This is a genomic window from Rahnella selenatireducens (assembly GCF_046449555.1).
Taxonomy (GTDB): domain Bacteria; phylum Pseudomonadota; class Gammaproteobacteria; order Enterobacterales; family Enterobacteriaceae; genus Rahnella; species Rahnella selenatireducens.
Window position 1 is genome coordinate 52,662 of sequence record NZ_JBKEZJ010000005.1, and the last position, 24,545, is coordinate 77,206.

Annotated in this window: 20 protein-coding genes; 14 read left to right on the plus strand and 6 right to left on the minus strand. The window is 55.2% G+C overall.

Going from position 1 to position 24,545, the window contains the following annotated elements:
• Positions 1–9: 9 nt before the first annotated feature.
• From ACLBVC_RS10050 to flgL, 4 genes are all read left to right on the plus strand, one after another.
• Positions 10–1,116, plus strand: coding sequence for a flagellar basal body P-ring protein FlgI (locus ACLBVC_RS10050; RefSeq protein ID WP_410149482.1), 1,107 nt, complete (start codon positions 10–12; stop codon positions 1,114–1,116).
• Positions 1,116–2,084 carry a flagellar assembly peptidoglycan hydrolase FlgJ gene (flgJ, locus tag ACLBVC_RS10055; RefSeq protein ID WP_165057931.1) on the plus strand — a complete coding sequence of 323 codons (969 nt, stop codon included), beginning with the start codon at positions 1,116–1,118 and terminating at the stop codon, positions 2,082–2,084. The genes ACLBVC_RS10050 and flgJ overlap by 1 nt, the downstream gene beginning before the upstream one ends.
• Positions 2,085–2,224: 140 nt before the next feature.
• On the plus strand, positions 2,225–3,877 hold the full coding sequence (flgK, locus tag ACLBVC_RS10060) for a flagellar hook-associated protein FlgK (RefSeq protein WP_410149483.1): 1,653 nt from the start codon (positions 2,225–2,227) through the stop codon (positions 3,875–3,877).
• A gap of 27 nt (positions 3,878–3,904) precedes the next feature.
• A complete protein-coding gene (gene flgL / locus ACLBVC_RS10065) occupies positions 3,905–4,867 on the plus strand; it encodes a flagellar hook-associated protein FlgL (RefSeq protein WP_195814613.1) in 963 nt (320 codons plus the stop codon).
• Between the two features lie 304 nt (positions 4,868–5,171).
• Here flgL and ACLBVC_RS10070 read toward each other — a convergent pair whose 3' ends face one another.
• The 4 genes from ACLBVC_RS10070 to lsrR form a co-directional block, all read right to left on the minus strand.
• Positions 5,172–5,867 (minus strand): CidB/LrgB family autolysis modulator, encoded by a 696-nt coding sequence (locus ACLBVC_RS10070; protein ID WP_410149484.1) that lies wholly within the window; start codon positions 5,865–5,867, stop codon positions 5,172–5,174.
• Positions 5,860–6,264, minus strand: a complete 405-nt coding sequence (locus tag ACLBVC_RS10075; RefSeq protein ID WP_410149485.1) for a CidA/LrgA family protein — start codon at positions 6,262–6,264, stop codon at positions 5,860–5,862. Before ACLBVC_RS10075 ends, ACLBVC_RS10070 begins: the two co-directional genes overlap by 8 nt.
• A gap of 322 nt (positions 6,265–6,586) precedes the next feature.
• The gene (gene lsrK / locus ACLBVC_RS10080; protein WP_410149690.1) at positions 6,587–8,179 is read right to left on the minus strand and encodes an autoinducer-2 kinase; all 1,593 of its coding nucleotides are present in this window, start codon (positions 8,177–8,179) and stop codon (positions 6,587–6,589) included.
• A 70-nt stretch (positions 8,180–8,249) separates the two neighbouring features.
• Positions 8,250–9,224 (minus strand): transcriptional regulator LsrR, encoded by a 975-nt coding sequence (gene lsrR, locus ACLBVC_RS10085; protein WP_410149486.1) that lies wholly within the window; start codon positions 9,222–9,224, stop codon positions 8,250–8,252.
• A 231-nt stretch (positions 9,225–9,455) separates the two neighbouring features.
• Here lsrR and lsrA point away from each other — a divergent pair, with 231 nt between their 5' ends.
• From lsrA to lsrG, 6 genes are read left to right on the plus strand one after another with little or no spacing between them, the layout of a single operon-like run.
• Positions 9,456–11,033: an autoinducer 2 ABC transporter ATP-binding protein LsrA gene (gene lsrA / locus ACLBVC_RS10090; protein ID WP_410149487.1), complete on the plus strand. Its 1,578-nt coding sequence runs from the start codon at positions 9,456–9,458 to the stop codon at positions 11,031–11,033.
• A complete protein-coding gene (gene lsrC / locus ACLBVC_RS10095; RefSeq protein WP_410149488.1) occupies positions 11,027–12,103 on the plus strand; it encodes an autoinducer 2 ABC transporter permease LsrC in 1,077 nt (358 codons plus the stop codon). Before lsrA ends, lsrC begins: the two co-directional genes overlap by 7 nt.
• On the plus strand, positions 12,103–13,125 hold the full coding sequence (gene lsrD, locus ACLBVC_RS10100) for an autoinducer 2 ABC transporter permease LsrD (RefSeq protein ID WP_410149489.1): 1,023 nt from the start codon (positions 12,103–12,105) through the stop codon (positions 13,123–13,125). Before lsrC ends, lsrD begins: the two co-directional genes overlap by 1 nt.
• A gap of 25 nt (positions 13,126–13,150) precedes the next feature.
• Entirely contained in the window at positions 13,151–14,155 is a 1,005-nt protein-coding gene (gene lsrB / locus ACLBVC_RS10105) for an autoinducer 2 ABC transporter substrate-binding protein LsrB (protein WP_410149691.1), read from the plus strand.
• A 32-nt stretch (positions 14,156–14,187) separates the two neighbouring features.
• On the plus strand, positions 14,188–15,063 hold the full coding sequence (gene lsrF, locus ACLBVC_RS10110) for a 3-hydroxy-5-phosphonooxypentane-2,4-dione thiolase (protein ID WP_410149490.1): 876 nt from the start codon (positions 14,188–14,190) through the stop codon (positions 15,061–15,063).
• A 3-nt stretch (positions 15,064–15,066) separates the two neighbouring features.
• On the plus strand, positions 15,067–15,357 hold the full coding sequence (lsrG, locus tag ACLBVC_RS10115) for a (4S)-4-hydroxy-5-phosphonooxypentane-2,3-dione isomerase (RefSeq protein ID WP_410149491.1): 291 nt from the start codon (positions 15,067–15,069) through the stop codon (positions 15,355–15,357).
• Positions 15,358–16,058: 701 nt separating this feature from the next.
• Here lsrG and xylB read toward each other — a convergent pair.
• Positions 16,059–17,510, minus strand: a complete 1,452-nt coding sequence (xylB, locus tag ACLBVC_RS10120) for a xylulokinase (RefSeq protein ID WP_410149492.1) — start codon at positions 17,508–17,510, stop codon at positions 16,059–16,061.
• 137 nt (positions 17,511–17,647) lie between these two features.
• Positions 17,648–18,967 carry a xylose isomerase gene (gene xylA, locus ACLBVC_RS10125; RefSeq protein ID WP_410149493.1) on the minus strand — a complete coding sequence of 440 codons (1,320 nt, stop codon included), beginning with the start codon at positions 18,965–18,967 and terminating at the stop codon, positions 17,648–17,650.
• Positions 18,968–19,350: 383 nt separating this feature from the next.
• Here xylA and xylF point away from each other — a divergent pair, with 383 nt between their 5' ends.
• The 4 genes from xylF to xylR all read left to right on the plus strand — a co-directional run bounded on the left by xylF (position 19,351) and on the right by xylR (position 24,520).
• The gene (gene xylF, locus ACLBVC_RS10130; protein ID WP_410149692.1) at positions 19,351–20,343 is read left to right on the plus strand and encodes a D-xylose ABC transporter substrate-binding protein; all 993 of its coding nucleotides are present in this window, start codon (positions 19,351–19,353) and stop codon (positions 20,341–20,343) included.
• Positions 20,344–20,410: 67 nt separating this feature from the next.
• Positions 20,411–21,952, plus strand: a complete 1,542-nt coding sequence (locus tag ACLBVC_RS10135) for a xylose ABC transporter ATP-binding protein (protein WP_410149494.1) — start codon at positions 20,411–20,413, stop codon at positions 21,950–21,952.
• Entirely contained in the window at positions 21,945–23,144 is a 1,200-nt protein-coding gene (xylH, locus tag ACLBVC_RS10140) for a xylose ABC transporter permease XylH (protein ID WP_410149495.1), read from the plus strand. The genes ACLBVC_RS10135 and xylH overlap by 8 nt, the downstream gene beginning before the upstream one ends.
• Before the next feature lie 188 nt (positions 23,145–23,332).
• Positions 23,333–24,520 (plus strand): D-xylose utilization transcriptional activator XylR, encoded by a 1,188-nt coding sequence (gene xylR / locus ACLBVC_RS10145; protein ID WP_410149496.1) that lies wholly within the window; start codon positions 23,333–23,335, stop codon positions 24,518–24,520.
• Positions 24,521–24,545: the final 25 nt, after the last annotated feature.

Sequence of the window (24,545 nt, forward strand, 5' to 3'; positions counted from 1 at the left end):
GAGGCAATCATGCGAAAACTACTTTCTGGTGTTATCTGTCTGGCAATCTCCGCCCTGGTGGTACTGCCCGCATCCGCCGACCGTATTCGTGATTTGACGACGGTACAAGGCGTGCGTGATAACGCCCTGATCGGTTACGGCCTGGTCGTTGGCCTGGACGGAACCGGTGACCAGACTACGCAGACGCCTTTCACCACTCAGACGCTGACCAACATGTTGTCCCAGCTGGGGATCACCGTTCCGGCGGGCACCAACATGCAGTTGAAAAACGTGGCAGCCGTGATGGTTACCGCCAAAATGCCGGCATTCTCCCGCGCCGGTCAGGCGATTGATGTTGTGGTTTCATCAATGGGTAATGCCAAAAGTATTCGCGGCGGAACCTTGCTGATGACGCCAATGAAAGGGGTGGATAACCAGGTTTACGCGCTGGCGCAGGGTAACGTGCTGGTCGGCGGTGCCGGGGCTTCTGCTGGCGGCAGCAGCGTCACGGTAAATCAGGTCTCCGGTGGCCGTATTACCGGCGGTGCGACCATTGAACGCGAACTGCCGAGCACGTTCGGAACGGAAGGCGTAATCAGCCTGCAACTGAACGATGAAGACTTCAATCTGGCACAGCAGGTCAGCGACGCCATTAACCGTCAGGGGCTGGGTTCTGCGTCGGCGCTGGATTCGCGCAATATTCAGGTCATCGTGCCTCGCGGTAATACCTCGCAGGTGCGCATTCTGGCGCAAATTCAGAACATCGAAGTCAACGTCGGGCCGATGGACGCGAAAGTGATCATCAACTCCCGTACTGGCTCGGTGGTGATGAACCGCGACGTCACCCTCGACAACTGCGCCGTGGCGCAGGGCAACTTGTCCGTGGTCGTCGATCGCCAGAACGACGTCAGCCAGCCAAATACGCCATTTGGCGGTGGTCAGACCGTGGTGACGCCAAATACCAATATTTCCGTTCGTCAGTCCGGCGGGTCTATTCAGCAGGTGCGATCCAGTGCCAGCCTGAATAACGTCGTCCGCACCCTTAACGCGTTAGGCGCGACGCCTATCGATCTGATGTCCATCCTGCAGGCGATGAAAACAGCCGGTTGCCTGCGTGCTGATTTGGAAATTATCTGATGAGCGATCTGATGTCGATGTCAGGGGCGTTTGACCCGCAGGGTGCGGCATACGACACGAATTCCCTGAATAAACTGAAGCGGGATGTTTCACAGGATCCGCAGGCCCACATCAAAGAAGTCGCCAAGCAGTTCGAAGGCGTCTTCGTACAGATGATGCTGAAAAGCATGCGTCAGGCCTTGCCGCAGGGCGGGATCCTGGATAACCAGTCCACCAAACTTTATACATCGATGTACGATCAGCAAATTGCGCAGGACATGTCCGATAAAGGGTTGGGCATGGCCGACATGATGGTGGAACAGCTGACCGGCGGCTCAAAACAGCCGTCGGAACTGGCGGGCACCACGCCGATGGCGCTCGACGGCGAAGTGCTGAAAACCATGCCGATTCAGGCGATGGAACAGTATCTGCGTAAAGTCATTCCAACCGCGCCGGACCGCACGACCGGTGGCGCACCGTTACCAACCGACAGCGGCCAGTTCGTCTCCAGCCTGAGTATTCCGGCGCAGGTGGCGAGTAAAGACAGCGGCATTTCCCATCAGCTGATTGTGGCGCAGGCCGCGCTGGAATCCGGCTGGGGACAACGCGAAATTCCGACCGCAGACGGCAAACGCAGCTACAACCTGTTCGGCATCAAGGCAGGCAGCAGCTGGGATGGCCCGACGACCAATATCACCACCACCGAATACGCCAACGGCGTGGCGAAAAAAGTTCAGGCCAGTTTTCGTGTTTACGGCTCTTATGTGGAAGCGATCAGCGACTACATCAAACTGCTCACCAACAACCCGCGTTATGCCCAGGTGGCCTCCGCCAACACCCCTGAACAGGCCGCGCATGCACTGCAACGCGCGGGCTATGCGACGGATCCGAATTACGCCGAAAAACTGGTGAGTGTGATCCAGAAAATTAAAGGCGCAGGCGAGCAGGCTGTGAAAGCATACAGTCATGATTTAAAAGATATTTTTTAGTCCTGCAAAACCGCGTTTTTTTTCTCAAGTTTTAGCCATGCAGGCCGATAACACGTTAAGAATGGGAAAAGGGGAAAACCCCGTTTCAGTTCCCTTAATTACACGGTGGTAAAAAGTCACCGGCAGCCAAAAGGTCACTCATGTCCAGTAGCTTAATTAATACCGCAATGAGCGGACTGAACGCGGCGCAGGCAGCGCTCAGTACCACCGGGAACAACATCGCAAACGTCAGCGTAGCCGGTTATAACCGCCAGACTGCCATCATCAATCAGGCCAACGGGACGTCAACGTCTGCCGGGTACATTGGCAATGGTGTGACGGTGACGGGCGTGAACCGTGAGTACAACTCTTTTGTCGTTAAACAACTGCTGGGCGCGAGCGCGACAGGCAGTGCGCTGTCCACGCAGCTTGACCAGGCGAGTTCCATCGATGATTTGCTGGGTGACAGCTCGACCGGCATCGATGCCACCATGGCAACGTTCTTCAAGGGCCTGCAAACCCTGACCAGTAACGCCAGCGACAGCTCGGCGCGTCAGGCGGTTTTGGGTGAAGCGCAGGGCTTAACCGCGCAGTTCAATAGCTCGGCGAAATACCTGAGCGACATGAATACCGCCGTTAACCAGCAAATCACGCAGAACGTTGACCAGATCAACACCTATGCGGCGCAGATTGCCAAGCTGAATAACCAGATCACCGCGACGCGCGGCAGCACCGGACAGGAACCGAATGCTCTCCTCGATCAGCGCGATCAGCTGGTCAGCCAGCTCAATAATATTACCGGTGTGACCGTCACGCAGCAGGACGGCGACACGTACAACGTCTCCTTCGCCAACGGTGCGCCGCTGGTGAGCGGCGGAACGGCGAAAACCGTTGTGGCGATGGCGTCCAGTGCGGATCCGTCTAAACTGACCGTCGGTATGACCCAGCCTGATGGCTCGGTGACGCAGCTTCAGGAAAGTCGTCTGACCACCGGGACACTCGGCGGCACGCTGGCATTCCGCAAAGACAACCTGGAACCGGCGATCAACCAGCTGGGCCAGCTTGCGCTGTCCATGGCTGATGCATTCAACACCACCAACAAAGCCGGTTTTGATCTCAACGGTGACGCCGGTACAGATTTCTTTTCGTTCACCGGCGCAACTACGGTGGCGAATACCAAAAACACCGGCACCGCCGATGTGAGCGTGGCTTATAAAGACACCACGGCCGTGAAAGCCAGCGATTACACCATGGCGTACGACGGCAGCGCGTGGAAAGTGACCCGTGTATCCGATGGCGCAAGCATTACGCCAACGGCAGGCACCGACAGCAGCGGTAATCCGACGATGGACTTTGACGGCTTATCCGTTTCCGTCACCGGAACGCCAGCCACCAACGACAGCATCACTATCAAAACGGTGAGCAACGTTGCGGGCAGCATTAATGTCGCCATTAACGATTCTTCCCTGATTGCCGCCGCAGGCGCAGCAGACAGCGGCGTCAGCGATAACACCAATGCGCAGAAATTGCTGAACCTGCAAACGGCAAAACTGGTGGAAGGTAAATCTACTCTGACCGGCGCGTATGCCAGCCTGGTGAGTAACGTCGGTAACCAGGTTGCCACGCTGACCACCACCAGCACGGCGCAGGCCAATATCGTGACGCAACTGACCACGCAACAGCAGTCTATCTCCGGGGTTAACCTCGATGAAGAATACGGCGATCTGCAACGTTACCAGCAATATTATCTGGCGAACGCGCAGGTTGTGCAGACGGCTTCGACCATCTTTGACGCGATCATCAACATTCGCTGATCTTTGAACTGATAAGGAACTGATGCCATGCGCCTTAGTACCAACATGATTTACGACCAGAACATGAACGCAGTGTTAGATGGTCAGAACCGTTTCCAGGCGACCGGTTTACAGTTGTCCACCGGCTCGAAAGTCAGCAAGCCTTCCGATGATCCGCTGGCTGCTTCACAGGCCGTACTGGTTCGTCAGGCACAGGCAGAAAACGCGCAGTATTCTGTGGCGCGTACCTTTGCCAACCAGAGCATGAGTCAGGAGGAATCGACGCTAAGCAGCGTGACATCCACCATTCAGGATGCGCAGACGCTGATCGTTCAGGCCGGTGACGGTTCCCTGAGCGACGACGACCGTTCGTCACTGGCGACTAAACTCGAAAGCCTGAAATCTCAGCTTCTGAACCTGGCAAACAGCACCGACGGTAATGGCCGTTACATTTTTGCCGGTTACAAAAGTGATACGCCGCCGTACACGCAGGACGCGACGACCGGTGCCGTAACCTATACCGGTGGCACGACAGCGCTGACCCAGCAGGTGGATGCCAGCCGTACCATGACCATCAGCCATACCGGTAATCAGGTTTTCGATTCCTTAACCGGCGATGCAAAAGCGGAACCCGATGGCTCCGCCAGCGAATCCGATATCTTCAAAACCATCGACGGTGCGCTGACTGCGCTGAAAACGCCTTCTGCGGATTACACGTCTGATACCGAATATTCAGATGCGATCGGCAAAGCCAACCGCGGGCTGAGCAACTCACTCAACAACGTGCTGTCTGTGCGTTCAGAGTTGGGTACTCAGATGAGCGAACTGGATAATCTGGATACGCTCGGCGATAACCGCGACGTGGCAAACTCGACCAAACTCAGTAATCTGGTCGATACCGAATGGACATCCGCAATTTCGACATACACGCTACAACAGGTTGCGCTTCAGGCCTCTTACAAAACCTACAGCGCCATGCAGGGGATGTCCCTGTTCCAGATGAATTCGTAATTCTTCCGGCGCGTCACCTGACGCGCCCGCTTACTCTCTTCGTTATCGACTGCCGTCTGTGGCTAAAGCAGACACGCAGACCCTTTTCTGATTGTACTTAAACCGGGTACCTTCAGCTTTGTATGTCACTTTTTCTAAGGTTGAAGTGACATACGCTTTTTCCTCTTCATATTCCGAACTGGCTCAGCGTTGGCGCCTTCGCTCACCCGGGTCACATACTTATTGCATGCTCCCGGGAATTCGTTCAGTTGCCGCCTTGATCCAATCCGGACTATTTCGAGGAAAAGGTGATCAATGAAACGGACTAATGACCAAATAAGGTGAGCAGGACGGGGAACAGGAACGGGGCGAGGAGGGAAGTGATAATCCCGCAAATCACCAGCGCCAGCGAGCTGAAAGCGCCTTCCTGATAATCCATTTCTGCGCAGCGGGCGGTGCCGAGTGCGTGAGAGGCGGTGCCCATCGCCAGACCGCGCGAGGCTTTGGTGGTGATCTTCAGCACGTTCAGAATGCTGTGGCCGAAAACTGCGCCCAGGATCCCGACAAAAATAACGCACACGGCGCTGATGGCCGGAATACCGTGAATGGATTGCGCGGTAGCCATCGCAATCGGCGTGGTGACGGATTTAGGCATCACTGACGCGGCTATTTCCGGCGTCGCCCCCATCCATAACGCAATCGCGGTCCCGGTGGTCATCGCCACAATGCTGCCGATAAAACAGATACTGATGATGGATTTCCACCGTGCGCGGATCTGGTGCAGTTGCTCGTAAAGGGGAAACGCCAGCGCGACGACGGCGGGTTGCAGCAAATCATTGAGAATTTTACTGCCGGCAAAATAGCGGGTGTAAGGGATATTCGTGACCAGCAGCAGAGGGATGATAATCACCATCGACATCAGCAGCGGATTGAGTAATGGCATTTTGAGTTTGATCGCCAGTTTGCGGGCGGCGAAAAACACCAGCAGCGTCAGCGGAAGTGACCACAGAATATCAATCATTTTTCTTCTCCGCCTTGTCAGTCACCGCACCGCGACCACCGTGAATATAATGGGAACAATAGGCGACGACCAGCAACACAATAATCGTACTCACCAGGCAAGACACCACCAGCGGGCCGAACTGTGTACGCAGCTGTTCGTAGTAGTTCATCACCCCGACGCCGATGGGCACGAACAGCAACGCCATATAGCGGATGAGAACATTGCAGCCCGGTTTGACCCATTTAAACGGCAGAATTTGCGTGGAAAGTAGCCCGAAAAGGATGAGCATCCCGATGATGCTGCCGGGAATAGTGATCGGTAAAAGAGATGAAATCGCGTTCCCGGCGAACAGACAGAGGTATATCAGGATAAATGCCCGGATATAGTGGAAAGCCAGAGATAATGCGTTGCTCATAGTGATTTGCCCGCTTGAATGATGTATTCATCATACAATTAAGATGTGATCTACGCCACATAAGCAAGTATGAAATTTAGGAATGAAGTGTATTCCATCTCGGTGTTTAAGAAACGGGGAAAACGTATTTGATTTTTGGGCTGGTAGCCCAACGCCCACAGTTTAAAGTCGAGCGCATTTCTTAAATAGATCGAGAAATTTTCGGTTTTTCAATTGCAGTGATCTCTTAACGCGCCCTTTGGGCCAGTTTGGGCGGCGAGCCCAAGGTGTTAAATTTGTCTTTGTTTTTAAGCCTGTTTGTGCGGCAACCCACCCTCCGGCATCACAACCCGGGTGCTTTCCACATCGATGTCGTCAACTGCCTGTCAACAAGCCTCAGCTGATCCGCATACACTTCCTGCCAGTTGGCCTTCTGCACCAGGTATTTCGCGTGATTCACCACATCAGGCTGATATTCCCGTTCCCAGCGCACCAGCGCTTCTCCGGTCTCGGCCAGCGAGGCATAAACGCCTGCCGCGACACCTGCCGCAATCGCGCAGCCTAACGCAGTGGCTTCTTTTACGACCGGTACGTTAACCGGAACGCCGGTGACGTCACTCAGAATCTGACACCACAATTTTCCTTTTGAACCGCCGCCTGAAAACACCAGCGATTTTGCGCGCACGCCGGAAAAACTGGCGATCATATCCAGATTACAGGCCGAGACGATGGCGGCGTTTTCCTCCAGCGCGCGGAACAACGTCGGTTTGTTGCACTTTTCCGGATCGATAGACAGATTGATAAACGACGGTGCGGCGTGATACCAGTTCTTAAAATGCATTGCGTCGGAGAAGACCGGCGTAACGCCCCATGAACCCACCGGCACACGGGCAGCCATATCTTCGAGCAGGCTGTAGGCATCCACACCCAACCGCCCGGCGAGGGTTTTCTCTTCGGTGCAGAACGCATCGCGGAACCAGCGCATCGTCAGGCCGGTAAAGAAACTGATGGATTCGGCCTGCGCCATGCCGGGAATGACGTGCGGATTGACGCGGATGTTCATCTCCGGATCGGTGACCGGCTGCGGTAAATTCACAATCTGCTGCCAGAAAGTGCCGCCTAAAACGGCAGTCTGGCCGGGGCGCACCAGCCCTAAACCGAGCGTACCGAGCTGGGCATCGCCGCCGCCCATGCCGACGGGCGTGCCGGCTTTCAGGCCGCTGAGTTCCGCTGCGCTGGCAGTCACGTAACCCAGACGCGTGCCGGTTTCGGCGACGGGGGATAACATATCGGCGCGCAGCCCGGCCATGTCTAAAAGCTCCGGCCGCCAGTTGCGGGTCGCCAAATCTAGCATACCGGTGGTGCCGGCGTTAGACGGGTCAACCGCCAGCTCGCCGCTGAGCATATATGCCAGCCAGTCGCTGATCATGGTGACTGTCGCGGCCTGACGATAAATGTCGGGCCGGTGGTGCGCAAGCCACAGCAGGCGCGGCATGGCGCTTAGCGCCAGCGTCTGCCCGGAGCATTCATACACTTCGCGTTCAAATTCGAAATCGTGGATTTCTTTCAGTTCCGAAACTTCACGGCTGGCGCGGGCATCGACGTTGGCGCAGGCCCAGATCGGTTCGCCGGATTTATCGTAAAGCACAATCCCTTCGCGCATCGAACAGGCGGCGACGGCGCGGATGGCGGAGGCGGGGAGATGTGCTTCGTGAAGGGCCTGGCGAATACACTGGCAGGCCAGTAGCCAGTTTTTGTGCAGATCAAATTCCATAGAACCGGGCACATCCGGCAGCGCCAGATGGATCCATTCGGCCTGTCCGGCGGCAATCTGTTCACCTTCGAGATTGAAAATCACTGCACGGATACTGCCGGTACCGGCATCCAGCGCCATTAAATAGCTACGATCGTCGTCAGAGTTCAGGGTAGAGGTCATCGCTACGTTCTCTCGTGCCAGTTTATCGGGCACCGTTTACCTGACCGCCACACCCCTCACTCCCTGCGGGTCAGTCGAGCAACGCCAGCATGGCTCTTGCTGTGCTCTCTTCAGTAACCAGTGCGTTAATTCGTTTACCTTTCAGCGCTGCGACGATGGCTTCGGCCTTCTCGACGCCGCCTGCCACGCCTAAAACGGTCGGAATACTGGCCAGATCGGCGGGGGCGACGGCAATCAGTTCATCGTGGACCGCCATGTTTTCCGCCAGCTCGCCGCTGCGCTGCATAAAGAAGCCGAGAATGTCGCCGACCGCACCTTTGCGGCCAAACAGCAACTGCTCGCCTTCGCTGATGTAACCGGAGCGCAAGATTGTCGCTTCCTGTTTCTGGTTCAGTGAACCGATGCCGACCACCGCAATATCCGCCGCACAGGCCGCCAGCATGACGTCATGAACATTGCGTTCCTGCCGGAAAATCGCCGCCACGCTGGCCGATGAGGCACGCAGCGGCGCGGGAATAATGCTGACGCCGCAGGCCGCGTCGAGCTGCCCGATGCCGGTCATATACGGGCCGACACCGCCGGAAAGCGTGACCATCCTGATCTGCTGCGAGGCGATAAAGCCGCTCAGATGTTGCAGCGTGCTCATGGCCGTTTCGCCAAATCCTACCGCCAGCAGTTGTTCAGGTTTCAGCAACGTCATCAGCATATGCGCCGCGCCGACACCCAGACGGGCACTCAGCGAACCGTCGGCAAGCTGCGGCAGGACGCGGATCTGCTGCAAACCAAAACGTTCGAGCAGAGTGTTTTCCAGCGCCAGACACCCCTCAAACCGCGAGTTGATTTGCACACGGATCACCCCGGATTGCCGGCCTTTTTCCAGCAGACGCGAGACTTTCAGCCGCGTCAGGCCAAGTCGTTCACCAATCTCATTCTGGGTCAGACCGTCGTGGTAATAGAACCAGGCGGTGCGCGCCAGCAGTTCCTCTTCGCCCATGCTGAATTCCGGATGGTTAGTCAGATCAGAAAGCGTTGTCTTATCATTCATAGTGAACACTTATCAAAATGTAGATCAATTGTTCGTTAACGGAATGTTGTTAACTGTGATGTGTTTGGCAAATACCAAATGAATTCTGGTTGAATCATATCGCAGAATTTATGAGTTGAACAAACTGTGATCAACGCAAAAGTTTTCCTCAGCGTGTCAGACTAGGTTTATGAACAATGTTAAATGATAAATACATTTGTTCATTAAATGTATCTGGCCTGAGGTTGATGTATGCAACACAGCGAGCATTCAGCACATTCCCCGATATCTGCCGCGCCACTTCTGGAAGTGAGAGGTATCAGTAAAAGCTTTTCCGGCGTGGCGGTACTGAAAGATATCGATTTCAGTCTTCAACGCGGCGAAGTGCATGCGCTGCTCGGCGGCAATGGCGCGGGAAAATCCACGCTGATGAAAATCATTGCCGGTGTTGAAACCGCAGACTGCGGCACGATGCTGTTAAACGATGAACCGCTGCTGGCACGCTCGCCTGCGAAAGCGCATCAGGCCGGAATTTATCTGGTGCCGCAGGAACCGATGCTATTTCCCAGCCTGACCGTGCGCGAAAACATCCTCTTCCGTTTACCGGCGCACCAGAACAGCGAGAAAAAGCTGCAACAAACCCTGACGGAGTTGGGTTGCAATCTGCCGCTCGGCGCACCGGCGGGCACATTAGAAGTGGCCGATCAGCAACTGGTGGAAATCCTCCGTGGGCTGATGCGCGACGCCCGTCTGCTGATCCTCGACGAACCGACGGCCTCGCTGACACCGGCGGAATCCGCCCGCTTATTCACTCAGGTTCGTCATCTGACGGCGGGCGGGGTGGGCGTGGTGTTTATCTCGCACAAACTGCCTGAGATCCGCGCCATCAGCGACCGCGTCAGCGTCATGCGCGACGGTAAAATTGCCCTGAGCGGGACGCTGACCGAGCTGGATAACGACGCCTTAATTCGTGCCATCACGCCGCACACGCAGGACGCCGACTTACCGGCGGAACAAAAACTGTGGCTGGATTTACCCGGATCGCGTCGCCACGCGTCGGCAGGAAACAGGGCGGGGAACGTGCCGGTTTTACAGGTGCTGAACCTCACCGGTGAAGGGTTTATCAATATTTCATTTAGCGCCCGCGCCGGGGAAATCGTCGGGCTGGCAGGCGTTGTGGGCGCAGGGCGGACCGAACTGGCGGAAACGCTGTACGGCCTGCGTGATGCCCAAAGTGGTCAGGTGCTTCTGATGCAGCAAGACATCAGCGGGCTGAACACCGTGCAACGCCTGAAAAAGGGGCTGGTTTATCTGCCGGAAGACCGGCAGGCCTCCGGCTTATACCTCGATGCGCCGCTGAGCTGGAATACCACGTCGCTGACGTTTAACCGGCAAAACTGGTGGCTGAATATCAAACGTGAAGCCGCGGTACTGGAGCGTTATCACCGCGCGCTGGGCATTAAATATCGCGACGGCGCACAAACGGCGCGCACGCTCTCCGGCGGGAATCAGCAAAAACTGCTCATTGCCAAATGTCTGGAAGCGCAACCGGCGGTGCTGATTGTCGATGAACCGACGCGCGGCGTTGACGTCGCCGCACGCGCCGACATCTATCAGCTGTTGCGAAACGTCGTGGAACAGAACGTCACGGTCATTCTGATTTCATCGGACCTGGACGAAATTGAAGGGCTTGCCGACCGGGTTTTCGTCATGCATCAGGGCGAAATGAGTGGCGAATTGCAGGGCAGTGAAATCAACGTCAACAACATCATGCACATTGCTTTTGGCAATCATCCCCAGACGGCTGACACCGGAGGAACCTCATGCTGAAGCGGATTCAAAACAACCGTGAACTGACCGCGCTGATGGCGATTATTGCGCTGTTTGCGCTGCTCGGCGTGATGGACAGCCAGTCGTTCAGCTTCCAGACCCTGAGCATGATTTTCGGCAGCGCGCAGATCCTGATGCTGCTGGCGATGGGCGCGACGCTGGTCATGCTGACGCGGAACATAGACGTCTCGGTCGGTTCCATCACCGGCCTTTGCGCGGTAACGCTCGGCGTTTTGCTCAACAGCGGCGTTGACCTGACGCTGGCTTGCTTACTGACACTCGGCACCGGTTTGCTGGCGGGATTGTTCAATGGTGTACTGGTCGCCTGGCTGCGCATTCCGGCGATTGTCGCCACGCTGGGGACGCTCGGTTTATACCGCGGCCTGATGTTGCTCATGACCGGCGGCAAATGGATTGAAGGCTTACCTGCCGGGCTGAAATCCCTGTCGGCTCCGGTATTTCTTAATGTCTCCGCGCTCGGCTGGCTGGTGGTTGTTCTGCTGGTGGCGATGTTCTGGGTGCTCAGCCGGACAGCGTTTGGCCGCAGCTTTTACGCGGTGGGCGACAATTTACAGGGCGCACGCCAGCTCGGCGTAGCGGTGAACCGGGTGCGCATTCTCGCGTTCGGCATCAACGGCGTGATGGCTGCGATCGCCGGGATCGTTTTCGCCTCACAAATCGGTTTCGTCCCCAACCAGACCGGCAGCGGGCTGGAAATGAAAGCTATCGCGGCCTGCGTGCTGGGCGGGATCAGCCTGCTCGGCGGTACAGGTTCGCTGCTTGGCGCAGTATTGGGCGCGTATTTCCTGACGCAAATCGACAGCGTGCTGGTGTTGCTGCGTTTGCCCGCGTGGTGGAACGACTTCATCGCCGGACTGGTATTGCTCGGCGTTTTGGTACTCGACGGACGATTGCGGCAGGCGTTGCAAAAAAACCTGCGTCGTCAGAAATATGCCCGTTTTCTGGCCGCCAGCCCGCCGGTGCAGAAGAAATCTGCCGGACATAAAAACCCGCAGCCGAAACATCTCACACGCCGGTTAAGCACCGGTAAAAAAAGCGGGGTGATGTGATGAATTCCTTACGCAACTACGGCTGGGAAGTGGCATTGCTGGCGCTGCTGATCCTTGAAATTGCGTTATTCGGCATCGCAAACCCGCGCATGCTGGATGCTAATACGCTGCTGTTCAGCACCAGCGACTTCATCACTATCGGCATTGTCGCGCTGCCGTTAACGCTGGTGATTGTCAGCGGTGGTATTGATATTTCGTTCGGTTCGACCATCGGATTGTGTGCCATTGCGCTGGGCGTGTTGTGTCAGGCGGGGGTTCCGCTGGCGTTCGCCATCATACTGACGTTGGCGCTCGGTCTGGCCTGCGGCCTGCTCAATGCGGCACTCATTCTCTATACCGGCGTCAATCCGCTGGTGATCACCCTCGGCACGCTGTACCTGTTTGGCGGCAGCGCCTTACTGCTTTCCGGGCTGGCGGGTGCGACCGGTTTTGAAGGCATCGGTAACTTCCCGGATGCGTTTACGAATTTTGCGAATCAGGTGATTTTCGGCCTGCCGATGCCGCTGCTGATTTTCCTGCTCGCCACGCTGTTTTTCTGGCTGCTGATGCACCGCAGCCGCACCGGTCGCAACGTTTTTCTGATCGGCCAGAATGCCCGCGTGGCGCGCTACGGTGCGTTGCCGGTCAGCCGCACGGCGTTTGCGTTATACGGCATGACTGGGCTGGCGTCGGCGGTGGCGGCGATCATCATGACCTCCTATTTCGGTTCCGCACGCTCTGATCTCGGCGTCTCCTTGCTGATGCCCGCGATCACCGCAGTGGTGTTAGGCGGAGCCAATATTTACGGCGGCTCAGGTTCTATTCTCGGCACGGCGCTGGCGACGCTGCTGATCGGGTACTTACAGCAGGGTTTACAGATGGTCGGCGTATCCAGCCAGGTATCCAGCGCGCTTTCGGGTGCGCTGCTGATTCTGGTGGTGATTGGCCGTTCTGCCAGCCTTAACCGTGGTCTTATCCGCAGTGTTTTCCAGCGTTATCGCCAGCGCGGGTCTGCGTCTTCTCCTTCTTTATCCACCAAATGAACCGGGGTGCAAGATGAAAACAAAAATGCTGAAAACCATGCTGATTGCCAGCGCCGTGAGCCTTGCGTGCCTGAGCGCGCAGGCCGCCGAACGTATTGCGTTTATCCCGAAACTGGTGGGTGTTGGCTATTTCACCAGCGGCGGCAACGGGGCTATGGCGGCGGGGAAAGCGCTGGGCGTGGATGTCACTTACGACGGTCCGACCGAACCGAGCGTGTCCGGTCAGGTGCAGATGATCAATAACTTCGTCAATCAGGGCTACAACGCCATTGTGGTGGCGGCGGTTTCGCCGGACGGCCTGTGCCCGGCGCTCAAACGCGCCATGCAGCGCGGCGTGAAAGTGCTGACCTGGGATTCCGACACCAAACCGGAATGTCGCTCGATTTACATCAATCAGGGCACCCCGCAACAACTCGGTTCAATGCTGGTCGATATGACCTCCAGCCAGGTCACCAAAGAAAAAGCCAAAGTGGCGTTCTTTTACTCCAGCCCGACGGTCACCGACCAGAATCAGTGGGTGAAAGAGGCGAAAGCCAAAATCGCCAAAGAGCATCCGGGCTGGGAAGTGGTGACCACGCAGTATGGCTATAACGATGCCACCAAATCACTGCAAACCGCCGAAGGGATCCTCAAATCTTATGGCGATCTGGACGCCATTATTGCGCCGGATGCCAACGCCTTACCGGCCGCCGCGCAGGCGGCAGAAAACCTCAAACGCACCAATGTGACCATCGTTGGCTTCAGTACGCCAAACGTCATGCGCCCGTACGTTGAGCGCGGCACGGTGAAACAGTTCGGCCTGTGGGACGTGGTCAGCCAGGGCAAAATTTCGGTTTACGTCGCCGATCAGTTACTGAAAAAAGGCGAACTCAACGTGGGTGACAAGCTGGATGTGCCGGGCGTCGGGGCGGTGGAAGTGGTGCCGAACAGCGTGCAGGGCTACCAGTATGAGGCCAAAGGCAACGGCATCGTGTTGCTGCCTGAACGCGTGGTCTTCACCAAAGACAACATTGCGAAATACGATTTCTGACGATAACGGTTTGCAGCTAAGGAGATATTGAAATGGCAGATTTGGATGATATCAGAGACGGTAAAAACTTCGGCATCGGTACGCCGCAGGATAACCATGCGTTTTTCCTCAAGGGCAGCGGACAGCTCGACTGGGGAATGCAGTCGCGGCTGGCGCGGATTTTTAATCCGGATTCCGGCCGGACCGTCATGCTGGCGTTTGACCACGGTTATTTTCAGGGGCCGACCACCGGCCTTGAGCGTATCGACATCAACATTGCGCCACTGTTCCCGCATACCGATGTGCTGATGTGTACCCGCGGCGTGCTGCGCAGCGTGGTGCCTGCGGCCATTAATAAACCGATCGTAATGCGCGCCTCCGGGGGGAACTCGATTCTGACCGAGCTTTCCAACGAAACGGTGGCCGTCGCCATCGAAGACGCACTTCGCCTGAACGTTGCCGCGATGGCCGCACAGGTTTACATCGGCAGCGAACACGAACACCAGTCGATCAAGAATATCATTCAGCTGGTGGATCAGGGGATGCGTTACGGCATGCCGACGATGGCGGTCACCGGCGTCGGCAAAGACATGGCGCGCGACCAGCGATATTTCTCTCTGGCAACGCGCATTGCGGCGGAAATGGGCGCGAACATCATCAAAACTTACTACGTGGACAGCGGTTTCGAACGCATCGCCGCCGGTTGTCCGGTACCGATTGTGATTGCCGGAGGCAAGAAACTGCCGGAGCGCGAGGCACTGGAAATGTGTTATCAGGCTATAGATCAGGGCGCATCGGGTGTGGATATGGGCCGCAACATCTTCCAGTCCGAATCACCGGTCGCCATGTTGCACGCGGTCAAAACGGTGGTGCATGAAAATTCCAGCGTGGCGCATGCCTACGAACTGTTCCTGAGTGAAAAGGGGTAAATCATGGAAGTGACGCTGGTTGAGATTAATGTGAAGCCGGACAAAATTGAGGAATTCCTCGAAGTGTTTCACGCCAATCATCTGGGCGCGGTAAAAGAAGAGGGCAACCTGCGGTTTGACGTGTTGCAGGATGAACACGAACCGACGAAGTTCTTCATCTACGAAGCCTATCGGGATAACGAAGCGGTGCTGGCGCACAAGAAAACGCCACATTATCTCAAATGCGTGGAGGCGCTTGAGGAAATCATGACAGGGCCACGGAGGAAAACCGTGTTTAAGGGGGTATATCCGTAGGGGTTTTTGATTTCAAATTTCTTTTAAATTCAAAATCAAGCCCAAGACCTTGGGCTCGCCGCCCAAACTGGCCCAAAGGGCGCGTTAACGCGCCCTTTGGACACCCGCGCTTTTTAACTGCGCGTTACCGCTCGCTGGCTATTTTCCAGCGGCTCAGGCTATTGCCGCAAAATCCCGCCGCTGCGCGATTCCTTCCCGTCGGATTACAAACCGCGCGAAAAATACGCGGTTTTCCATCTCTCCTTTCAGCGTGATTTTTGAAAGCGGCGAGGGGCTTTTTAGTTCACAACCTCGCCATAACATTCATAATTTTGAAAAACAAAGAAGCTTCAGAATCGATTCTTTCAAAGTTGAGATGACGCGCTCAGAAATTTTGCTAACCGAGGGTTCGAGACCGAAAGGCTCGAAGCCCGTAGGGAAGGCACCGCGTAGCGGCAAGATTTCGCGCCACGCGCCGGAGTGACAGAACACGTCCATCGACCCAGCGACAGCGCTGGTTGAAAAAAGCGAGGAGGAGTCCAGAGGAGGAAAAGCACTTTCCTCCTCTGGTCGGTTTCGGCGCGATCCGCTGAGAGCGCCTCACTGCAATTGAAAAACCGAAATCTTCTCGGTCAGAGTCCCCGTTGCAAGCGAGGAACCGCAATCTTCTCGACCCAGCCCCACGGCGAGTAAAAAACCGCCCCCCGATGGCTAATCGGAAATCACATCACTCCCTCAAGCCTCACATATAACTCCCTGAAAACTTCGCGTCGCGCGAGATAATCTGAGTGTTTCATCATGTCCGGCTCATGAACCTGCTCCAGCGGCAGTGGTGGTAAATACTCAGCCAGCGGTTTACGGGCATTCATGGCTATCTGCGCCAGTCTGGCTGCACCAAGAGCCGGGCCGATATCTCCGCCGGTACGGTATTCCAGCGTTTCACCGCTGATGTCAGCCAGCATCTGCCGCCAGTAAGGGCTGCGTGCGCCGCCGCCAATCAGGGTGATGCTGTGCGGTTTCAGGCCAGTGGCGTGAAGCACATCCATGCCGTCGGCCAGTGCAAAACCGACACCTTCCAGTACGGCGCGGGCGATATCAGCCGGGCCGTGCTCGTGCGTCAGGCCAAACAGCGTGCCTTTCGCATTCGGGTTGTTGTGCGGTGTGCGTTCACCGGAAAGATACGGCAGGAACCAGACCGGGGAAGCGGCTGGGGGCGTTTTTTCGGCGAGACTGATGAGTTCACCCACGGAGGCGGTGCCGGTGAGTTTTGCTGCCCAATCCAGACAGGACGCGGCGCTAAGCATCACGGACATCAGGTGCCAGGTGTCGGGCAGGGCATGGCAGAAACTGTGGACGGCCTGCTGCGGATTACTGAGAAAACCGTCGCTGACCGCGAAGTAAACGCCGGATGTGCCCAGCGATAACATGGCTTGCCCGGTTTTATACAGCCCGACGCCCACCGCGCCCGCCGCATTATCGCCACCGCCAGCAATCACCGGTACGGAATCCATTTTCCAGCGTGAGGCGAGTTCCGGTAACAAGTGGCCGGTGATCTGATTGCCTTCAAACAGCGCGGGCATGTGCTGACGCGTGAGACCGGTGGCGGCCAGCATTGTTTCGCTCCAGTCGCGTTTTGCGACGTCCAGCCACATTGTGCCCGCCGCGTCTGACATATCGCTGGCAAAAACACCGGTCATCAGCCAGCGCAGATAATCTTTGGGTAATAAGACTTTATCGATTTTCTCGAATAATTTTGGTTCATTCTCACGCAGCCAGAGCAGCTTCGGCGCGGTAAAACCTGGCATCATCAGGTTGCCGGTGATCTGGCGTGAATCGGGGACGGTTTTTTCCAGCGTTTCGCACTGGCTGAAGCTGCGGCCATCGTTCCATAAAATCGCCGGACGTAAAACCCGCTGATCAGCGTCAAGCACCGTGGCACCGTGCATCTGGCCGGTCAGACCCAGGGCTTTGACATCTTTGAGCGCGTGTTTTTTGTCAAGCGCAGTCACCGCTTTATCCGTCGCGGCCCACCAGTCGGCAGGATTTTGTTCAGACCATAACGGGTGCAGACGGGAAAGGGTTAACGCCTCACTGTGGCTGGCAACAACCTGACCTTCTTCGCTGAGTAAAATGGCTTTCACGCCTGAGGTGCCCAGATCTATACCAAGATACATACATTTTCCTTTTTCCTGCTCCACGCAGGGCGGTCATACACCGCGGCGCGCGGGAGAAGGTTGATGGGTTAACCCGTTTCCTGAACGTTCAACGCCCTGCGAACCACCGGCAGCAGGGCGTTGTCTATCCTGATAAATTAGCTAAACAGATAACGGTTAACCAGATTTTCCAGACGTTCCTGCTGACCGCTCTGATGCTGAGGCGCTAACGCATGCTGCTGGGCGTAGTTGCTCAGTGATTCCAGCGACATTTTACCTTGCAGGATCTGCTGACCGAACTCTGTATTCCAGCCCGCGTAACGCTGTGCGACGTGTTTATCCAGCTCGCGGCTTTCAATCATACGGGCAGCGACTTTAAGCGCCAGCGCCATGGTGTCCATGCCACCGATATGGCCGTAGAACAGGTCATATTTGTCGGTGCTCTGACGGCGTACTTTGGAGTCAAAGTTCAGGCCGCCGGTGGTGAAACCGCCCGCTTTGATGATTTCGTACATCACCAGCGCGTTTTCTTCGACGCTGTTCGGGAACTGATCGGTATCCCAGCCGCACTGCGGGTCGCCACGGTTGGCATCCACGGAACCGAAGATCCCCAGCGCAATCGCATTGGCAATTTCATGATGGAAAGAGTGACCCGCCAGCGTGGCGTGGTTAGCTTCGATATTCACTTTGATCTCTTTTTCCAGACCAAATTGTTTCAGGAATCCGTATACAGAAGCCACGTCATAATCGTACTGATGTTTGGTCGGTTCCTGTGGTTTCGGTTCGATAAGCAACGTGCCCTGGAAACCGATTTTATGTTTGTGTTCAACAACCATTTGCATGAAGCGGCCAAGCTGTTCACGTTCCTGGCGCAGGTCAGTGTTGAGCAGGGTTTCGTAACCTTCGCGGCCCCCCCACAACACGTAGTTTTCGCCACCCAGTTGTTGAGTGGCGTTCATCGCGTGAACCACCTGTGTGGCTGCCCAGCTGTAGATTTCCGGATTGGGATTGGTGGCCGCACCTGCGCCGTATCGAGGATTAGTGAAGCAGTTTGCTGTGCCCCATAAAAGTTTCACGCCGCTGGATTCCTGCTTTTGCGCCAGGACGTCGGTCATGATGGCGAAGTTATTAATGTATTCTTTGACCGTTGCGCCTTCCGGCGAGACATCGACATCGTGGAAGCAGTAGTAAGGGACGTTCAGTTTTTTGAAGAATTCGAAAGCCACGTCGGCTTTGCGTTTTGCCAGTTCCAGCGCATCACCGGGTTGCTGCCATGGGCGGTCAAAAGCGCCCACACCGAACATATCGTTACCATTCCAGCAGAATGTGTGCCAGTAACACGCCGCAAAACGCAGATGCTCAGCCATGGTTTTGCCGAGGATCACTTCTTCAGGGTTGTAATGACGGAATGCCAGCGGGTTAGTGCTGTTAGCACCTTCGTAGCGAACGGCGTCGAGCTTGTCGAAATATGCGTGCATTGAATAACTCCTTGAAAACGGGCCCAGCGGGACTGGGAGGCTGAGCTTCTATCTTCGGAGTTGATGGCGTTTCTCACAATTACGTTATTTCACACTCAAATTAATAGAATTATTAAGTGTGCGTCAGATCGCATAAATAAGGCGATCTGTTTAGCGTTTTTATTCGTTCTCCATGATGTATCGAGATTAATTGCACTTATGTTGTGCTTATTACAATCAAACCATGATCTCCATCATAATTCCGAGAATAAACAAAAAAACATAACGCAGTGATTAAAATCTGCAATTGCCGATTAATAACCCAGCGTCAACAATCCTTGAGTCATTTCTGTACGAGTTTCTCTGTATCTGCCATTTCTTATTCTTATAAAAGGTCTGACATGATGAAAATGAATAAAATAATTCTTTCTGCCTGTGCCGCTTTAGTATTGTTCAGCCAGTCAGGGCTCGCGAAAGAAATTAAAATTGGTATGGCAATTGATGACTTACGTTTAGAGCGCTGGCAAAAAGACCGCGATATTTTTGTGGCTAAAGCCAAAACGCTGGGTGCGGATGTTTTTGTTCAGTCTGCCAATGGTAATGAAGAAACACAGATGGCGCAGATCGAGAACATGATTAACCGGGGCGTCGATGTGCTGGTCATTATCCCGTACAACGGCGAAGTACTGAGTAATGTGATTGCCGAAGCCAAACGGGAGGGTATCAAAGTGCTGGCGTACGACCGCATGATCAACAACGCCGATATCGATTTTTATATCTCGTTTGATAACGAAAAAGTGGGTGAGCTTCAGGCACAAAGCCTGGTAGACCGTGTACCGCAGGGCAATTACTTCCTGATGGGGGGCTCGCCGGTGGATAACAACGCCAAGCTGTTCCGCGCCGGGCAAATGAAAGTGCTGAACCCGTTAATCAAAGACGGAAAGATCAAAGTGGTCGGCGATCAGTGGGCTGACGGCTGGCTGCCGGAGAATGCGCTCAAGATCATGGAAAACGCGCTGACGGCTAATAACAACAAGATTGATGCAGTTGTGGCGTCCAACGATGCCACGGCAGGTGGCGCGGTGCAGGCTTTGTCAGCACAGGGTCTGGCGGGCAAAGTGGCCATTTCCGGGCAGGATGCTGATCTGGCGGCGATCAAACGTATCGAAGCCGGTACGCAAACCATGACGGTGTATAAACCGATCACTAAACTGGCTAATGATGCGGCGGAAATTGCCGTCCAGTTAGGCAAGGGGGAAGCGCCAAAACCTAATGCCACGTTAAATAACGGCAAGAAAGAGGTTCCTTCTTATTTATTAACACCGATCCCGGTTGATAAAAATAATATCGAAAGCACCGTAGTGGCTGACGGATTCCATAAAAAATCTGACCTTTAATTTTTCAATGTTTTCTATGAAAACAACACGTCTTTGCGGCGTGTTGTTTTTATCAGGATAAAATACTATGCCAGAGAAATATGAAAAATCAGCCTTACTGGATATGCGCAATATCACCAAGAAATTTGGCGCGGTAAAAGCCGTGGATAATATCAGCCTGACATTATCGTCCGGAGAAGTGTTATCACTGTGCGGGGAGAACGGATCCGGCAAATCCACATTAATGAAAGTGTTATGCGGTATTTATCCCAGCGGCACCTATGAAGGGGAAATTTATTTCGCAGGAGAACGTTTGACCGCAAAAGGGATACGCGATACCGAACAAAAAGGGATTGCGATTATTCATCAGGAGCTGGCGCTGGTGAAACAACTCAGCGTGCTGGAAAACATGTTTCTGGGTAACGAGTGGGGTCGTTACGGAATGCTAGATACCGACAATATGTATTTGCGCTGCCAGCGCATGCTGGCACAGGTGAAGCTGGATATTGATCCACACACGCCGGTGGGTGAACTCGGCCTGGGTCAGCGTCAGTTGGTGGAAATCGCCAAGGCGCTGAACAAACAGGTGCGTTTGCTGGTGCTGGATGAACCGACTGCGTCGCTAACCGAAAGCGAAACTGCCGTGCTGCTCGATATTATCCGCGACCTGAGGCATCACGATATCGCCTGTATTTATATTTCGCACAAGCTCAATGAGGTGAAAGCCATCTCAGACAAGCTGTGTGTGATCCGCGATGGCCGGCATATTGCGACCTGTGAGGCAGCCAGTGCGTCGGAAAAAGACATCATTTCGATGATGGTCGGGCGTGAACTGACCGAGCTGTTTCCTCCCCGTAAACGCCAGATTGGCGAGGAAGTGCTGCGCGTCGAGAATCTCACGGCCTGGCATCCTGTGAACAGGCACATCAAACGCGTCGATAACGCCGGATTTACCCTGCATAGAGGCGAGGTGCTGGGCGTTGCCGGGCTGGTCGGGGCCGGAAGAACAGAAACAATGGAGTGTCTTTTCGGTGTTTATCCGGGACGCTGGAGCGGGGATATCTGGCTTGGCGGTGAGAAGGTGGAAATCAGCGGTTGCCGTGACGCCATGCGCCGTGGCCTGGCGATGGTGCCGGAAGATCGCAAACGCGACGGCATTGTGCCGGTGATGGCAGTGGGCAGCAATATCACGCTGGCGGCGTTAGATCAGTTCAGCGGCGGTGGCGTTCTGCGTGAAGCGCAGGAGCAGCACACCATCAGTGAATCGGTCAGACAGCTCAAAATTAAAACCTCCTCTCCCGAGCTGGCGATTGGTCGTCTCAGCGGCGGTAATCAGCAAAAAGCCATTCTGGCCCGCTGTCTGTTACTCAAACCCAAAATCTTGATTCTCGACGAGCCGACGCGCGGCATTGACGTCGGGGCGAAGCATGAAATTTACAAACTGATCGGCCAGCTGGCGGCGCAGGGAATGGCGATTATTGTCATTTCCTCCGAGTTACCCGAAGTGCTGGGGCTTAGCGACCGCGTGGTGGTTATGCATCTCGGGCAGGTAAAAGCCTGCCTGGATAACAATAATTTAAGTCAGGAACAGGTTATGGAAGCCGCCCTGAGGAGTGAAACTCATGTCTAAATTTCCGCAACCAGGAACTCCATCTGCTGCGGCGGGTGAGGGTGAAACCGGCAGCGCATTGCCGCTCCCGAAGCTGAAGAACATTAACCTTCAGGTTTTTGTCATGCTGGCGGCTATTGCCGTGATTATCGTCTTTTTCAGCCTGACGACGGACGGCTCGTACATCAGTGCACGTAACATTTCTAACCTGCTGCGCCAGACCGCTATCACAGGTATTTTGGCCGTGGGCATGGTCTTTGTGATTATCTCCGCTGAGATCGATCTCTCTGTCGGTTCAATGATGGGATTGCTCGGGGGCGCAGCGGCTATTTTTGACGTCTGGTTAGGCTGGCCGCTGCCGCTGACCATTGTGGTCACGCTGGCGCTGGGCCTGTTACTCGGTGCATGGAACGGCTGGTGGGTGGCCTACCGCAAAGTACCTTCGTTTATCGTGACACTCGCCGGAATGCTGGCGTTTCGCGGCATTCTGATTGGTATCACCAGCGGAACGACCGTCGCGCCTACCACGCCTGCGATGTCCCTGGTAGGCCAGAGTTATCTGCCGGATTCCTTCGGCTTTGGCATCGGCGCAGTCGCTCTGGCGCTGTTTATCGGTTGGCAATGGCGCAGACGTAAACAGCGTGCGGCAGTCGGCCTGCCGGTCACGGCGGCGAAAAGCCACGTCACGCGTCAGGCGCTGACGGCGATTATTGCGCTGGGTGCGATTTATCTGCTCAATGATTATCGCGGTGTACCGACGCCGGTGCTGATTCTGGTGGCGCTAATGCTCGGCGGAATGTTTATGGCATCGCGCACGTCCTTTGGCAGACGTATTTACGCCATTGGCGGCAACATTGAAGCCGCCAGATTATCGGGCGTCAATGTAGAGCGCAGCAAACTGGCGGTGTTTGCCATCAATGGCCTGATGGTGGCGATTGCCGGGCTCATCCTCAGCTCACGTCTGGGGGCAGGTTCACCTTCTGCCGGTAACATCGCAGAACTTGATGCGATTGCGGCCTGTGTCATTGGCGGCACCAGCCTGGCGGGCGGTGTCGGTAGCGTAGCTGGTGCGGTGATGGGCGCGTTTATCATGGCCTCGCTCGATAACGGCATGAGTATGCTCGATGTCCCGACGTTCTGGCAGTACATCGTTAAAGGCGCGATTTTACTGCTGGCAGTGTGGATGGATTCCGCCACCAAGCGCCGCGCATAAAAGCGCCGGTAAACAGTGCGTTTACGGACAGTGATTCACAAAATTCTGAGGAGCCTCACATATTCTGAGTGTCAACGCCACGGAGAACCTGCGTTGTGCTATTGACCAGCAGACCAACGCAACTCGCCCTGTTCATGAGTTTACGTGAACAGGGCTTTAGCCTATTTGATCATCGGTGAGAAACAGGCATGTTTGAAAAACGCTATCGGATCACGCTGTTATTTAACGCAAACAAAGTTTACGACCGTCAGGTGGTAGAAGGCGTTGGCGAATATTTACAGGCCTCACAGAGTGACTGGGATATCTTTATTGAAGAGGATTTTCGCTGTCGTATCGACAACATTAAAGACTGGCTGGGTGACGGCGTCATTGCGGACTTTGATGACCGCGAAATTGAAACCCTGCTTGAAGATCTCAATGTGCCGATTGTCGGCGTGGGCGGGTCTTATCATCGGGAAGAAGATTATCCGCCGGTTCACTACATCGCGACTGATAATTACGCGCTGGTTGAAGCGGCGTTTATGCACCTGAAAGAAAAGGGGATTAACCGCTTTGCCTTTTACGGTTTGCCGGATGCGGGAGGGAAACGCTGGGCACAGGAGCGAGAATTCGCCTTCCGGAAACTGGTGTCCGCCGAGCAGTATCAGGGCGTGGTGTATCAGGGAATGGAAACCGCTCCGGAGAACTGGCAGCATGCGCAAAACCGACTGGCGGACTGGATACAAACGCTGCCGCAGCAAACCGGCATTATCGCCGTCACCGATGCCCGCGCCCGGCATTTACTGCAGGTCTGCGAGCATCTGAACATCCCCGTGCCTGAAAAACTCAGCGTTATTGGAATCGATAATGAGGAATTAACCCGCTATCTTTCCCGCGTGGCGTTGTCTTCCGTGGTGCAGGGCACGCGGCAGATGGGCTATCGCGCGGCAAAACTTCTGCATCAGTTGCTGGATCAGCGTGACCTGCCGTTGCAGCGCATTCTGGTTCCGCCGGTCAAAGTTGTCGAACGCCGTTCAACGGACTTCCGCTCTTTGCGGGATCCGGCGGTAATTCAGGCGATGCATTACATCCGTTATCACGCCTGTAAAGGCATCAAAGTCGAGCAGGTTCTGGACGCCATCGGCATGTCCCGCTCAAACCTGGAGAAGCGTTTTAAGGATGAAACCGGGCAAACTATTCACGGCGTGATCCACGAAGAAAAGCTCGACCGCGCCCGTAATCTGCTGGCCGCCACGTCGATTTCCATCAATGAGATCTCGCAAATGTGCGGGTATCCGTCACTGCAATATTTCTATTCGGTATTCAGGAAAGGGTATGAGATGACGCCCAAAGAGTACCGCAGTATTCACGGCGAAAGCGTTTATCAGGACGTGTAAATCAGAGTGCTAATGCCAGAAAAAA